16 protein-coding genes and 1 tRNA gene are annotated in these 13,774 nt (G+C 63.9%); 10 read left to right on the top strand and 7 right to left on the bottom strand.

Annotated elements, in window-relative coordinates:
• Positions 1 to 2: 2 nt before the first annotated feature.
• From EWH12_RS01175 to EWH12_RS01160, 4 genes are all read left to right on the top strand, one after another.
• Complete coding sequence (locus tag EWH12_RS01175) at positions 3 to 707, top strand: ABC transporter ATP-binding protein (protein WP_066601071.1); 705 nt, start codon at positions 3 to 5, stop codon at positions 705 to 707.
• 181 nt (positions 708 to 888) lie between these two features.
• Positions 889 to 2,094 (top strand): ABC transporter permease, encoded by a 1,206-nt coding sequence (locus tag EWH12_RS01170; RefSeq protein WP_066601070.1) that lies wholly within the window; start codon positions 889 to 891, stop codon positions 2,092 to 2,094.
• Positions 2,095 to 2,298: 204 nt separating this feature from the next.
• The gene (locus tag EWH12_RS01165) at positions 2,299 to 2,670 is read left to right on the top strand and encodes an RcnB family protein (RefSeq protein WP_129925428.1); all 372 of its coding nucleotides are present in this window, start codon (positions 2,299 to 2,301) and stop codon (positions 2,668 to 2,670) included.
• A gap of 152 nt (positions 2,671 to 2,822) precedes the next feature.
• Positions 2,823 to 3,230 (top strand): BLUF domain-containing protein, encoded by a 408-nt coding sequence (locus tag EWH12_RS01160; RefSeq protein ID WP_242495914.1) that lies wholly within the window; start codon positions 2,823 to 2,825, stop codon positions 3,228 to 3,230.
• A 3-nt stretch (positions 3,231 to 3,233) separates the two neighbouring features.
• Here EWH12_RS01160 and EWH12_RS01155 read toward each other — a convergent pair whose 3' ends face one another.
• Complete coding sequence (locus EWH12_RS01155; RefSeq protein ID WP_129925427.1) at positions 3,234 to 4,634, bottom strand: GntP family permease; 1,401 nt, start codon at positions 4,632 to 4,634, stop codon at positions 3,234 to 3,236.
• A 286-nt stretch (positions 4,635 to 4,920) separates the two neighbouring features.
• Here EWH12_RS01155 and rpsF point away from each other — a divergent pair, with 286 nt between their 5' ends.
• Genes rpsF through rplI form a run of 3 tightly spaced genes read left to right on the top strand, consistent with a single transcriptional unit; the run spans position 4,921 to position 6,219 of the window.
• A complete protein-coding gene (gene rpsF / locus EWH12_RS01150) occupies positions 4,921 to 5,361 on the top strand; it encodes a 30S ribosomal protein S6 (RefSeq protein WP_066601064.1) in 441 nt (146 codons plus the stop codon).
• A gap of 13 nt (positions 5,362 to 5,374) precedes the next feature.
• Positions 5,375 to 5,599, top strand: a complete 225-nt coding sequence (rpsR, locus tag EWH12_RS01145) for a 30S ribosomal protein S18 (RefSeq protein ID WP_004212076.1) — start codon at positions 5,375 to 5,377, stop codon at positions 5,597 to 5,599.
• A gap of 14 nt (positions 5,600 to 5,613) precedes the next feature.
• On the top strand, positions 5,614 to 6,219 hold the full coding sequence (gene rplI / locus EWH12_RS01140) for a 50S ribosomal protein L9 (protein ID WP_066601062.1): 606 nt from the start codon (positions 5,614 to 5,616) through the stop codon (positions 6,217 to 6,219).
• 174 nt (positions 6,220 to 6,393) lie between these two features.
• Here rplI and EWH12_RS01135 read toward each other — a convergent pair whose 3' ends face one another.
• Both EWH12_RS01135 and EWH12_RS01130 read right to left on the bottom strand, forming a co-directional pair.
• Complete coding sequence (locus tag EWH12_RS01135) at positions 6,394 to 6,579, bottom strand: hypothetical protein (RefSeq protein ID WP_129925426.1); 186 nt, start codon at positions 6,577 to 6,579, stop codon at positions 6,394 to 6,396.
• Positions 6,580 to 6,644: 65 nt separating this feature from the next.
• Positions 6,645 to 6,729 (bottom strand) — tRNA-Leu (locus EWH12_RS01130).
• Between the two features lie 153 nt (positions 6,730 to 6,882).
• On the opposite strand from EWH12_RS01130, the gene EWH12_RS01125 reads away from it, so the two are divergent.
• Positions 6,883 to 7,302: a MerC domain-containing protein gene (locus EWH12_RS01125; RefSeq protein ID WP_129925425.1), complete on the top strand. Its 420-nt coding sequence runs from the start codon at positions 6,883 to 6,885 to the stop codon at positions 7,300 to 7,302.
• Positions 7,303 to 7,306: 4 nt separating this feature from the next.
• Here EWH12_RS01125 and EWH12_RS01120 read toward each other — a convergent pair whose 3' ends face one another.
• Genes EWH12_RS01120 through EWH12_RS01105 form a run of 4 tightly spaced genes read right to left on the bottom strand, consistent with a single transcriptional unit; the run spans position 7,307 to position 10,170 of the window.
• On the bottom strand, positions 7,307 to 8,230 hold the full coding sequence (locus EWH12_RS01120) for a cation efflux transmembrane domain-containing protein (RefSeq protein ID WP_066601055.1): 924 nt from the start codon (positions 8,228 to 8,230) through the stop codon (positions 7,307 to 7,309).
• Complete coding sequence (locus EWH12_RS01115) at positions 8,227 to 8,676, bottom strand: hypothetical protein (protein ID WP_066601054.1); 450 nt, start codon at positions 8,674 to 8,676, stop codon at positions 8,227 to 8,229. The genes EWH12_RS01120 and EWH12_RS01115 overlap by 4 nt, the downstream gene beginning before the upstream one ends.
• A gap of 51 nt (positions 8,677 to 8,727) precedes the next feature.
• Positions 8,728 to 9,345 (bottom strand): flavodoxin family protein, encoded by a 618-nt coding sequence (locus EWH12_RS01110; protein WP_066601053.1) that lies wholly within the window; start codon positions 9,343 to 9,345, stop codon positions 8,728 to 8,730.
• 3 nt (positions 9,346 to 9,348) lie between these two features.
• Positions 9,349 to 10,170, bottom strand: a complete 822-nt coding sequence (locus EWH12_RS01105) for an alpha/beta fold hydrolase (protein WP_066601051.1) — start codon at positions 10,168 to 10,170, stop codon at positions 9,349 to 9,351.
• 282 nt (positions 10,171 to 10,452) lie between these two features.
• On the opposite strand from EWH12_RS01105, the gene zwf reads away from it, so the two are divergent.
• The gene (zwf, locus tag EWH12_RS01100) at positions 10,453 to 11,928 is read left to right on the top strand and encodes a glucose-6-phosphate dehydrogenase (protein WP_129925424.1); all 1,476 of its coding nucleotides are present in this window, start codon (positions 10,453 to 10,455) and stop codon (positions 11,926 to 11,928) included.
• Complete coding sequence (gene edd, locus EWH12_RS01095) at positions 11,921 to 13,747, top strand: phosphogluconate dehydratase (RefSeq protein WP_129925423.1); 1,827 nt, start codon at positions 11,921 to 11,923, stop codon at positions 13,745 to 13,747. Before zwf ends, edd begins: the two co-directional genes overlap by 8 nt.
• The last annotated feature ends 27 nt before the right edge of the window (positions 13,748 to 13,774 follow it).

Below are 13,774 nucleotides of genomic sequence, written 5' to 3'. Positions count from 1 at the left end.
CCATGTCGATCGCTGATCCGATCATCTCCATGCGCGGCGTGACCAAGGTCTATGGGCAAGGCCCGACCGCATTCCAGGCGCTTAAGGGCATCGACATCGACATAGCGCAGGGCGATTTCGTCGCGGTCATGGGGCCGTCGGGATCCGGCAAGTCGACGACGATGAACATATTGGGCTGCCTGGACGTGCCCTCAGGCGGGGAGTTTCTGTTCAAGGGCCGCCATGTCGAAACGCTGGACCGCGACCAGCGCGCGCTGCTGCGCCGCCGCTATCTCGGCTTCGTGTTCCAGGGCTTCAACCTGCTGTCGCGCACCACCGCGCTGGAAAATGTCGAACTGCCCCTGCTCTATCGCGGCGAGGACAAGAAGACCCGCTACGACATGGGCATGGCCGCGCTCGACAAGGTGGGCCTCAAGGACTGGTGGGACCATACGCCGGCCGAACTGTCCGGCGGCCAGCAGCAGCGCGTGGCCATCGCCCGCGCCATCGTGACCCATCCCGACGTGCTGCTGGCGGACGAACCGACCGGCAACCTTGATTCGGAACGGTCGGTGGAGATCATGGAATTGCTGACCGACCTCAACCGCAACAGCGGCATTACCGTGCTGATGGTGACGCACGAGCCCGACATGGCCGCCTTCGCCCGCACCATCGTCCATTTCAAGGACGGGCTGGTCGAACGGGTGGAACAGAAGGTGGCGGCGTGATGACCTACACCGCAAAACCTTCTCCCCGCCGGGGAGAAAGATACGCAGCCTTAGGCGCGAAGCGACTTAGGCGGAGTTGGAAGAGGGGGGCCGGCAGGTCACTCCCCCCTCTCCAAGCGACGCTAGCCAGCAGGCTGGCAAGCTCCGCTATCCTCTCCCCCAGGGGGCGAGGAGCATTGGGATGCTAGGCACCACCATCACGCTCGCCTTTCGCGCGATCAACCGGCACAAGCTGCGGTCGTTCCTGACCACGTTGGGCATCATCATCGGCGTCGCCGCGGTCGTGACCATGGTGACGCTGGGCAATGGCGCGACCGCCGCCGTGCGCGAACAGATTAGTTCGCTGGGCGCCAATGTGCTCCAGTTGCGCCCCGGCCAGGGTTTCGGCCGCGGCGGCGGCGGTCCGCGTCCGCCCGATTTCAAGGAGCGCGATCTCACCGCGATCGAAAACCAGTTGACCGGCGTGCGCGCGGTTGCGCCGGTGGTGCAGTCGAGCGGCACCGCCATCTATGAAGGCAATAACTGGTCCACCACCGTCTATGGCACGACGTCGGCCTATTCGGAGGTGCAGCAATGGAAAGTGGCCGACGGCCGCCTGTTCCTGCCGGATGAGGAGGAAGCGGGCAAATCCGTCTGCATCATCGGCAATACGGTGCGCACCAACCTGTTCCAGGGGACGGAGCCGGTCGGCAAGCGGATGCGGATCAAGGGCGTGTCCTGCCAGGTCGTCGGCGTGCTGGCGACGCGCGGCCAGGGCGGTTTCGGCGACCAGGACGATGTCGTCGTCATGCCGATCAAGTTCGTGCAGCGTCGCTTCACCGGCGATCGCGACATCAGCCAGATCATGGTCGCGGTGGACGACGCCTATGACACCAGCACCGTCCAGTCGAGCCTAGAGGAACTCATGCGCGAACGGCGCAAGGTCAAGGCGGGCGACCAGGATAATTTCAACGTCTTCGACACCAAGCAGATCAGCGACACGCTGACCGGCACCACCACGATCCTGACCCAGATCGTCGGCGCGGTGGCGGCGATTTCGCTGCTTGTGGGCGGCATCGGCATCATGAACATCATGCTGGTGTCGGTGACGGAGCGCACGCGGGAGATCGGCATTCGCTTGGCCATCGGCGCGGTCGCCCGCGAAGTGCTGCTGCAATTCCTGGTGGAGGCGATCGTGCTGTCCTGCCTGGGCGGCCTGATAGGCTTGTTCCTGGCGTTGATCGCGACCGCCGCCATCGCGCCGCTGATGCAGGTGCCCTTCCTGTTCGACATCAAGGTCAATTTTATCGCTTTCGTCTTTTCGGCGGCGATCGGGGTGGTGTTCGGCTATTTCCCGGCGCGGCGGGCGGCGGCGCTCAACCCGATCGACGCGCTGCGGCACGAATAGCGGTCGCGGGTGTGGCCCGGCATGGTCCGCAGCCGCAAATCATCCGAAATCAGCCACAGATGAACGACGGTTCAGCTTAAATTTGAGATTGTTACAATTTCCGACAATCTAACCCTGCCCATGACACATCGTCGCGACAGGCGGCCCCTATCTCTGTCTTCGACGCCACGGAATGGCGCCCGTAACAAGGCAAAGGAGTTCATCATGTTCAGGAAAATCCTCATGGCTCTGGCCACCACCACCCTGGTCGCCAGCCCCATCGTCTCCGCCCAAGCGCAGGCTGCGCCGCAACATCGCCAGGAAGTGACGCGCAAGGTCGTGAAGCATAAAGCCAATGGTCGCACCGTCGTCAAGAAACAGACCGTCGTGCGCAAGGACAATCATCGCCGCTGGGCCAAGGGTCAGCGTTTCGATCGCCGCTATGCGACCAACTATCGCGTCGTGAACAATTATCGCGACTATCGCCTGTCGGCCCCGCCGCGCGGCTATCACTGGGTTCGTTCGGGCAATGACGCGGTGCTGATCGCGATCACCAGTGGCCTGATCGGCGCGGTCGTCGGCAGCGCGATCCGGTAACTTTCGCAGCCCGGAAGGCGCGCAATGTCCCAGGGGTTCTCTCTCCCCCCTGGGGCATTTTCGCGTCATCGCTCATGATCGAAGTTAAATACCCGATATTAAGGGATTTCGCCGCATATGGGCTGAGCCGGGGGGCCATGTCGGGAATGTCCATGTCCTTATATCAGATCATGTATATCAGCACCGTCGTCGGCACGGTCACGTCGCAGCAATGCGCGGCCATGGCCCAAATGTCCGCGATCAACAATCGGCGGAACGATGTCACGGGCCTGCTGCTGTTCAATTCGCGACGATTTTTGCAGGTGCTGGAAGGGCCTAAGGATGCCGTCGATCGCATCTTCACCCGCATCCACGCCGATCCGCGCCACCGCGCCGTCGTCAAGCTGCGCGAGGGACCGATCGACGCGCGGGAATTTGGCGAATGGGCGATGGCTTATGATGATCCTGCGCGCCCTTCGGCCGATCTGAAGGACAAGGTCGCCGCCTTGCTGGTGCAAGCCGGGCCTTCCACCCGCGCGCATTTCATTGGATCGGCTGACCTGCACCGTCCTGCGGCCTGAGCCTCATACCAGCCCTGTCACATAATAGACCGTGATTACGATGAAGACCGTCACCGTCTTGATGAGCGTCAGCGCGAAGATGTCCTTATAGGCCTGGCGATGGGTGAGGCCGGTCACCGCGAGCAACGTGATGACCGCGCCATTATGCGGCAGGCTGTCCATGCCGCCCGACGCCATGGAGGCGACGCGGTGCAGCACGTCGCGCGGTATGCCGGCCGCATCGCCCGCCGCTACGAACTGTTCCGCCATTGCGGCGAGCGCGATCGACAGCCCGCCCGACGCCGACCCGGTGATGCCGGCGAGCGAGGTCACGGTGATGGCTTCGTTGACCAGCGGATTGGGGATGAACCGCAGCGCGTCCTTGACCACCAGAAAGCCCGGCAGCGCGGCGATCACCGCGCCGAACCCATATTCGACCGCCGTGTTCATGCCCGCCAGCAACGCGCCGCCGACCGCCGCCCTTGACCCGTCGGCAAAGCGCTTCGCCACGGTGCGGAATGCGAACAGCAGGATGGTGCCGATCCCCAGCAGCAGCGCGCCCTCGACCGCCCAAAGTGCGGAAACCTGCGCCACCTTTACCGTTACTGGTTCCGCCATGCCGGACAGCGACAGCGACACCTCTTCCCCCGCCACCCAACGCGGGATGGCCAGCGTCAACAGCAGATTACCCACGCCCACCACCACCAGCGGCAAGAGCGCGATTAGCGGATGGACAGACGCTTCCTCCTCGACCGCTTCCGGTTCGTTGACGAGCGTTTCGGGCGCGCCATAGCCCTCTCCCGCCGCCAGCATCGCCCGGCGCCGCCAGCCCAGATAAGCAAGGCCGGTCGCCGCTATGAAGACTGATCCAATCAGGCCCAGCACCGGCGCCGCCCATGTCGTCGTGCCAAAAAAGCTGGTGGGGATGATGTTCTGGATCTGCGGCGTGCCCGGCAGCGCATCCATGGTGAAGGTCAGCGCGCCCAGCCCGATGGTGGCGGGCGCCAACCGCTTGGGAATGTCGGCGCGGCGGAACATCTCCGCGGCGAAGGGATAGACGGCGAAGACCGCGACGAACACCGACACCCCGCCATAGGTCAGCAGCGCCGTCACCGCCATGATCGCGGGAATCGCGCGGCCCGCGCCGATGACGCCGATCACCGCCGTCACGATCGCGCGGGAAAAGCCGGAAATCTCGACCAGCTTGCCGAACAGCGCGCCCAGCAGAAAAACCGGGAAATAGAGTTTGAGAAAGCTCGCCACCCGTTCCATGAACAGGCCGGAAAAGGCGGCCGGGACGGCGGCGGGATCGGTCAGGAACACGGCCAGCATTGCCAGCAGCGGCGCCATGACGATGACGCTCATGCCCCGATAGGCGGCGATCATCAGCAGGATGAGGGATAATGCTGCGATCGCGACTGCCATAAGCTAACCCTCTCACCCGTTCGCACTGAGCCTGTCGAAGCGCCTTACCTCTTCTTGCGACAATAGAAAGAAGTAAGAGCCTTCGACAAGCTCAGGCCGACGGGCTTTTTGCCCGGATGCTGCGCGCCGATGCCCTCTTGCCTTTCATATCCCTTTCCGTCATAGGCGCGCCTTCGCACGAACGGCGGGGTGACTCGGCGGGACTGCGCTTATGCAAGACGACAGCCGGAGGGGCGTTCCACATGGGGTGGGCGTCAGCGATCGGCCAACAGATGAGGTAATACCCATGGCTCTTTACGAGCATGTGTTCCTTGCGCGCCAGGATCTGGCACAAGCGCAGGTGGACGCTCTGGCGGAAACCGCCACGAAGATCGTCGAGGAAAATGAAGGCAAGGTGACCAAGGTCGAGACCTGGGGCCTGCGTAGCCTCGCGTACAAGATCGCCAAGAACCGCAAAGCGCACTATGTGATGCTGAACATCGACGCCCCAGGCGGCGTGATCGCGGAACTGGAGCGCCAGACCCAGATCAACGAAGACATCATCCGCTACATGACCGTCAAGGTCGACGAGCTGGAAACCGGCCCGTCGGTGATGATGCGCAAGCAGGACCGCCCCGAACGTGGTGACCGTGGTCCCCGCGGCGATCGTGGTGACCGTGGCCCCCGTGGCGACCGCGAAGATCGTGGCCCGCGCCGCGACCGCGAAGACGCCCCGGCTGCTGAATAAGGAGATCTGAGACATGGCACGCCCGTTTTTCCGCCGCCGCAAGAGCTGCCCCTTCGCCGCCAAGGATGCGCCGAAGATCGATTATAAGGACGTCCGTCTGCTCCAGGGCTTCGTGTCCGAGCGCGGCAAGATCGTCCCCAGCCGCATCACGGCCGTTTCGGCCAAGAAGCAGCGCGAACTGGCCCAGGCCATCAAGCGCGCCCGTCACTTGGGCCTCCTGCCCTACATCGTGAAGTAAGGGAGTAGAAACCCATGGAAATCATCCTGCTCGAACGCATCGAGAAGCTGGGCGCAATCGGCGACGTCGTGACCGTCAAGGACGGTTACGCACGTAACTTCCTGCTGCCCAACAAGAAGGCGCTGCGGTCCAATAACGCCAACAAGAAGGTCTTTGAGGCCAACCGCGCGAAGATCGAGGCCGACAACGCCGCACGTCGCACGGACGCCGAAGCCGCCGCCGATGGCGTCAACGGCAAGCAGATCATCCTGATCCGCCAGTCGTCCAACGCCGGCGCGCTGTACGGTTCGGTCGCGGTGCGCGACATCGTCGACGCGCTGCACGCCGATGGCGTGACCAACGTCACCAAGGCGATGGTCGTGCTGGAACGCCCGATCAAGACGCTGGGCGTGTTCGACGTCAAGGTCGCGCTGCACCCCGAAGTCGCCGTGACGATCACCGTCAACGTCGCCCGTTCGCCTGAAGAAGCAGAGCTTCAGTCGCAGGGCGTCGATGTGATGGCCGACCTGTTCGAAAAGGACGAGAGCGGCTTCACCGAGGATTATGATCCCAACGCGGAACCGGGCGAAATCGCCTCGGTCACCAGCGACGACGAAGAAGAGCCGGCCGAAGAGGCCTGATGTCTTCCGACAGAAAGAACAAGAAAGCCGCCCCGCAACGGGCGGCTTTTTTATTGGCCGCAATCATGGCGGATTTGGGTGGTGCACTGCCATTCCCCTCCGGTAATCGGGAGGGGAATAAGGTCCGCTACCGATCGTTAGCGGCCATCCCCAACCCTAGCCGGCGCCGCAGGATCAGCGTGCCGTCCGCTTGTACACATGCACCAGCCACAGGCTTGTCAAAACCGCGACCGTCAGCAGACGTGGCGGCAGCTTTTCGAGCGCGTGGGACACGCTCCAGAACAGGGCGTCGCCCACGCTGATGACGATTAGGACAGCCAGGCCGAACAGCAAGGGCAGCAGGATGCGGCGAGCCTTCATGCAGCGACCATAGCATGGTCGCGCACAGCCCGCGATAGTCGCGTCGCCATGATAGGGAGAGCCAGTGGTGCGGGCGGTCGGAATCGAACCGACACTCCTTGCGGAACCGGATTTTGAGTCCGGCGCGTCTACCAGTTTCACCACGCCCGCACGGCTGGTTCCGGCCAGATGACAAAATCCGGCGCGGGCGTCCAGCCGAAAATCGGCAACAGGCGGAAAAGTCTTCCAGTCCCGGTTGACAGCACCACCCGACATGAGCACATGCGACAAATATATGTTATGTTATATCATTAGGAAATTGCTATGACTTCTTGCGAAGATCGGCAGAAAATCGGTCAATCCCTGCCCCGGCGGATAGCGTTGCTCGATGGGTTGGCGGTCTGCGCCTCGTCGCTTTGCACCTTGCACTGTCTGGCCCTGCCATTGCTGTTCGCATTGCTCCCCGCCGTCGCCAGCCGCGTCGATCCGGGCGAATCCTTCCACCTCGTCATGCTGGCGCTGGCGGCGCCGACCAGCCTGTTCGCGCTGGCGCGAGGCTGGCGCCGACATCGCGCGCGCAGCCTGCTGCCGTTCGGCGTCGCCGGACTTGGGCTCATGGCGATGGGGGCGCTGGCGGCGAAGGGTGCGATCGCAGAGGCCGCTTGGACGGTGGCTGGCAGCACGCTGTTGGCAGGCGCGCATATTCTCAATTGGCGGCGCGGACGCGGTCCGTTGCACGCCTGATCCTTTAGCGACGGGGCGGTACAAAGCTGAGTTGCGCCAGCCGCCACAGCCGTTCCTCCTCGGCCGGCCAATGATCGGCATGATCTAGTGGTTCCTGCGGCACGGCATGACCATGGACTTCGGCGCGAATCAGCCTGCCGGTTTCGCGCAGCCGCACGGTCGCGCCGGGATAGCGCGCTTCCAGTCGCTGACCCAAGGCCTGCGCGTCCGGGGACAGGGCGGGACTGGACAAGGCGCGCGGCGCGCCGTCGATCAGTTCGGCGGTGGAGGAGCGCAGCGCCTTCACACCGTCGCTGATGATGTCGAGCGAGATGATAGCCGCAGCGAGCGAATCGGCCCACCACCAACCCAGACCCAGCCCGATCACCCCCGCAATGCCCGCCGCACCGGTCAGCCAGTTCGCCTTGTTCATCAGCGCATCGGTATGGAGCAGCTTGTCGGACAGTTTTTCCGCCAGCGGCAATTCCTTGCGCCCGATGATGAGCGGCGGGATCAGCGAATAGAGTTGCGCACCCAGCATCAGCCAGCCGAGCCATATGTCACGGCCGAACAGGCGAACCGACGCCACCGTGGCGTGTTCGGCGCGCGCCAGCGTCATCACCGAATCCCACAGCAGCAGCGCGCCGGTCGCCGCCAGCGCCACCGCGGCGAGGAAAAAGCCTAGGCCGTTGACCCGCTCAAAACCAAAGGGGAAGCGCGCGGACCGATGGCCGCGCCGTTCCATACGCGCAGCGACGAGGAAGGCTATCGGCGGGACGAGACCGAGCGTATCCTCGATCCAGGCGGTCTTCATCGTCTGGCTCTGTCCCATGGTCAGGCCCATCACGGCGACGACGCTGATGGTCCAGAAGATATTCCTATATTCCAGCCGCTCCGCCTGACGCAGCGTCTTGACGATATCGTCGGGCAGGTCGTCGGCGCTGGTCATCGCCCCGCACCCGGATCGGCGGCGGCGCGGGCGGCGCTTTCGACTGTCATGATCCAGCGATTTTCGCCGTTGCGCATGACGGCGTAATAATCAAGACGATTGTCTTTATAGCTCTGCGTCGCGATCGGCGGGCTGAGCGACACGCGCGTCATCCAAGGGCTCTTGCGATCCAGCGGCGTAAGGACGAGGTCGAGGTCGCCGCGCTCCAGCGCCTGAAACAGAGGCTCGGTGGCGCCGGGCCGGATCGCGGGGTGCGCCCCGGTCTGGCGCGACAGACGATCGAGCAGGCGCGCGGCGGCTGCTCGTCCGAAATCGCCGTCGCCCCTCACCAGCCCGACGCGCATCACGCCGTTATGGCCGATGGCATCGCTGCTGCCCGCCGGATCGCGCGGCAAGGCGTCGCACGCGACCAGCAGGCTTAAGCAGCAAAGGGCCAGGATTTTCATTTCGATGGGAAAACGGATACTGGAAGCCCCGGTTCCCCTATACCGCCCGGCTTAGCGCTTTTCGCCGGGAAAGGGATTCGCCTTGAGCAAAGCCGCCAGATGCGCCGCATTGCCCGCCACCATCTTTGCGGTCTTGGCGACCATCTTGGGCGTGTCCTTCAACTCTTTGAAATCGACCGATCCCATCGCCTCTCCCACCCAATAGCAGGCGGCGACGGCGGGAATCGTCCAGCCGACATCGTTAAGCGCCTGGAATATCTGCGCCGAAGCGGCATGGGCGCCATCCTCATTGCCCACGATCGCCGCGACCGCAACCTTGCCATAGCTGGGCATCCGCCCCTGATCGTCCGTTTCGGAGAGGAAGGCGTCCATCCGCTCCAGCGCGCGCTTGGCGACGCTGCCCGCCTGCCCCATCCAGATCGGCGTACCCAGGATGAGGATGTCGGCGGCGAGAATCTGAGCGCGGATGGCGGGCCAATCATCGCCCTCCCCCTCGTCCGATGTCACCCCGGCCAGCACATTGCGGGAGGCGACACGAATCGTGTCCGCTACCTCTACGCCCAGCGCTTCGAATTCCTTCGTCAGCACGGCGATCATCGCTTCGGTCGAACTCGGCTCGCCCGTATCGCGCTTCAACGTGCAGTTGAGCGGTTGCACCGTGATCGCCATGGCTCAGATTCCCAGAAAATCGAGGAGATCGGCGTTGAGCCGGTCGGGCGCGGTGGCGAACAGGCCATGCGGTTCGCCATCATATTCGATGAAGCGGGCGTGCGGGATGCCCGCCGCAGCTGCGCGGCCGCTGGTATCGATCGGCACGGTCTTGTCGGAGGCGCCATGGATGATGAGCGTGGGCACGGTGAAGGCGGCAAGGTCGCCGCGAAAATCGGTCTGTCCAAAGGCGTCGATACAATCGATCGTCGCCTTGGGACTGGCCATCACGCCCAACTGGAAGCTCCAGTCGAGCAGGCCCTGGCTGACCGGGCGGCTAACCCAGCCGACGCCATAAAAGGTCTTGGCGAAGCTCTGGAGGAAAGCGAAGCGGTCCGTGCGAACCTGGTCCTTCATGTCCTGCAACACGCCGATATCCACGCCGTTGGGGTTGCTGTCATCCTGTAGAAGGTACGGCACGACCGATGCGACCAGTGCGACGCGCGCGATCCGCCCGGCGCCATGGCGCGAAAGGTAGCGGGCGATTTCGCCCCCGCCCATCGAGAAGCCGACCAGTGAGGCCTGTCGCAGGTCGAGATGGTCGAGTATGTCCGCCAGATCGTCGGCGAATATGTCATAGTCATAGCCGGTGGCGGGATGGCTGCTATGACCAAAGCCGCGCCGGTCATAGGTGATGACTCGATAGCCAGCCTCCAGGAGCGCCAACGTCTGATATTCCCACATATCGCCAGTTAGCGGCCAGCCGTGAATCAGCACGACCGGCGGGCCGTTGCCCATATCCTTGACGTGCAGCGACGCGCCATCGCGGGTTGCGACCTGGGCCATCAGACATTCTCCTGATTTTTGTCGATTATGATAGGATTTCAGGCAGACCGTGGAGCCTGCCCTTCATACAGCGATCATGCTTCCGGGTGATCGACCCGTTCGGCATGTCCACGTTCCAATCGCATGACGGCACTGGAAGTTCCCGCCGCTTTCCGCCTTGTCGCGCCATCTTGTTGCGGCAGGGCGACTTGCACGATAGCCTTCTTGCGTAACGATCCGCGGCCGTTATAAGGGCGCCTTCGTGCAGACATAGACAATCTTCAAACGGAGAAGGACCATCCTTTGACCGAGCCGTCTGCTACGTTCCTGCTATTTGGCGCCACGGGTGACCTGGCCCGCCGGATGATATTTCCGTCGCTCTATAATCTTCTGTCGGACGGGTTGCTGCCCGACGACTTCCTGATCGTGGCGTCGGGCCGGTCGGATATGGACGACGAGGCCTTCCGCAAGGAAGTCGATGCCGCGCTGCGCCAATTCCTGCCCGCCGACCGCTATGACGGGGATGTCGCAGCGCGCTTCGTGGCCCTGATCGGTTATCAGCCGGTCGATGCCGGCAATGCCGATCAATTCGCAAAACTGGCCGAACGGATCGATGGCCGGCTGGAGCGCGGCCTGTCCGTGTACCTGTCCACACCGCCATCGCTGTTCGCCCCGACCGCGCAGGGGCTTAGCGAGGCCGGCCTGATCACGCCGCACACCCGGATCGCGATGGAAAAGCCGATCGGCAAGGATCTGGCCTCCTCCAAAATCGTCAATGACGGGATCGGCGCGCTGTTCGTCGAAGAACAGATTTTCCGCGTCGACCATTATCTGGGCAAGGAAACGGTCCAGAACCTGCTCGCGCTGCGCTTTGGCAATGTCATGTTCGAACCCTTGTGGAACACCACGGCGATCGACCATGTGCAGATCACGGTCGGCGAGACGGTGGGGCTGGAAGGCCGCGTCTCTTACTATGACGGGGTCGGCGCGCTGCGCGACATGGTGCAGAATCACATGCTCCAGATATTGTCGATCATCGCGATGGAGCCGCCCGCGCGGATGGACCCGACCGCGGTGCGCGACGAGAAGGTGAAGGCGCTGCGGTCGCTCCGCCCGATGAGCGCCGATACGGTGAAGCATTTGAGCGTGCGCGGCCAATATACGCCGGGCGCCGTCGGTGGCCAGATCGTCACCGGCTATGCCGACGAACTGGGCCAGCCGTCCGACACCGAAACCTTCGTGGCGCTGAAAGCCTATATCGACAACTGGCGCTGGCAGGGCGTGCCCTTCTACCTGCGCACCGGCAAGCGGATGCCCGCGCGCCAGTCCGAAATTGTCATCCAGTTCAAGCCGGTGCGGCACAGCATCTTCGGCCGCGACGGACAGCATGGCGCCGGCGGCACGGGGTTGGAGCCGAACACATTGGTCATCCGGTTGCAGCCGGAAGAATATATCCGCCTGCAGATCATGACCAAGCGGCCGGGGCTGGAGCGGCAGGTGCAGTTGGAGGAGGTGACGCTGGACGTGTCGCTGACCGCCGCCTTCGCCGGGCAGCGCCGCCGCATCGCCTATGAACGGCTGATCCTGGACCTGCTGGCGGGCGATCAGACCCTGTTCGTGCGCCGTGACGAGGTGGAGGCGCAATGGGCCTGGATCGATAGCATCATCGATGGGTGGAGAGAGGCCAATGTGAAGCCCGCCGCCTATTCTTCGGGGAACTGGGGTCCGTCTTCGGCCATTGCCCTTATCGAACGTGACGGAGCCAGCTGGCATGACTGACCTACATCCCGTAATCGCCAAGGTGACGGAGCGCATCGTCCAGCGCAGCGCCGCGTCGCGCCTGAAATATCTCGACCTGATCGAGCGCGGACGCGACGCGGGCACCAATCGCGATCAACTGTCCTGCGGCAACCTGGCCCATGGCTTTGCCGCGAGCGGCGAGGACAAGGCGGTGATCCGCACCGGCCGGGCGATGAATATCGGCATCGTGACGTCGTATAACGACATGCTGTCGGCGCATCAGCCCTATGGCCGCTATCCTGAGCAGATCAAGATCGCGGCGCGCGAAGTCGGCGCCACGGCGCAGGTTGCGGGCGGCGTACCCGCCATGTGCGACGGCGTGACGCAGGGACAGGCGGGCATGGACCTGTCGCTGTTCAGCCGCGACACGATCGCGCTGTCGACCGCCGTGTCGCTGAGCCATGCGATGTTCGAAGGCACGCTGCTGCTGGGCATTTGCGACAAGATCGTGCCGGGACTGCTGATCGGCGCGCTGCGTTTCGGGCATCTGCCCACGATCCTGATCCCGGCCGGGCCGATGCCGTCGGGCCTGGCCAATAAGGAAAAGGTGCGCATCCGCCAGCTTTATGCCGAAGGCAAGGTCGGCAGGGACGAACTGCTCGAATCCGAAAGCGCCTCCTATCATGGCGCGGGCACCTGCACCTTTTACGGCACGGCCAACAGCAACCAGATGATGATGGAGATGATGGGCCTGCACATGCCCGGCTCCGCCTTCGTCAATCCGGGCACGAAGCTTCGCAGCGAACTGACCCGCGCGGCGACGCATCGCATTGCATCGATCGGCTGGGATGGCGACGATTATCGCCCGCTGGGCCACTGCGTCGATGAAAAGGCGATCGTCAACGCGATCATCGGCCTGATGGCGACGGGCGGCTCCACCAACCATGCGATCCATGTGCCCGCCATCGCGCGGGCGGCGGGCATCCATGTCGACTGGACCGATTTCGCCGAGATTTCCGACGTGGTGCCGCTGCTGGCGCGGGTCTATCCTAACGGGTCGGGCGACGTAAACCATTTCCACGCCGCGGGCGGCATGGCCTATATCATACGGGAATTGCTGGATAATGGCCTGCTGCACCGTGACGTCATGACGGTCGCGCGCGCCGACCTGACCGACTATGGCAAGGAGCCGGTGCTGGAGGACGAAGCGCTGCAATGGCGCGACGTGCCGGCATCGCGCGATGAGGCGATGCTGCGCCCGGTCGCCAATCCGTTCAGCGCGGATGGCGGCATGAAGCTGCTCCAGGGCAACCTCGGCCGTTGCGTCATGAAGGTCAGCGCGGTCGATCAGGTACGCTGGACGATCGAGGCGCCCGCCGCCATATTCCAGGATCAGGACGATGTGCTGCGCGCCTTCAAGGCGGGCGAACTGGAGCGCGACGTCGTGGTCGTCGTCCGCTTCCAGGGGCCAAAGGCCAACGGGATGCCCGAACTGCACAAGCTGACCCCGGCGCTGGGCGTATTGCAGGATCGTGAGTTCAAGGTCGCATTGCTGACTGACGGGCGCATGTCCGGTGCCTCCGGCAAGGTGCCTGCCGCCATCCACCTGTCACCCGAAGCCCTGGGCGGCGGTCCGATCGGCAAGCTGCGCGACGGCGATCTGGTGCGGGTCTGCGCGCAGACCGGCGCGGTCGATGCGCTGGTCGATGCGGCGACATGGGAAGCGCGGGACATTCCTCCCGCCCCGCCCCCGCCCTACGACACCGGCCGCGAACTGTTCGCCCTGTTCCGCCATCACAGCGACCTCGCCGAGCAGGGCGCGTCGCCGATCCTGGCGGCGATGGAAAGCGAGATTTGATTTAGACCCGTTCGGCCCCTCGACTTA

The sequence above is a fragment of the Sphingobium cupriresistens genome (genome assembly GCF_004152865.1).
Lineage (GTDB): Bacteria > Pseudomonadota > Alphaproteobacteria > Sphingomonadales > Sphingomonadaceae > Sphingobium > Sphingobium cupriresistens.
Note: the sequence above shows the minus strand (reverse complement) of the source record. Positions and strands in the feature narration are given on the sequence as shown.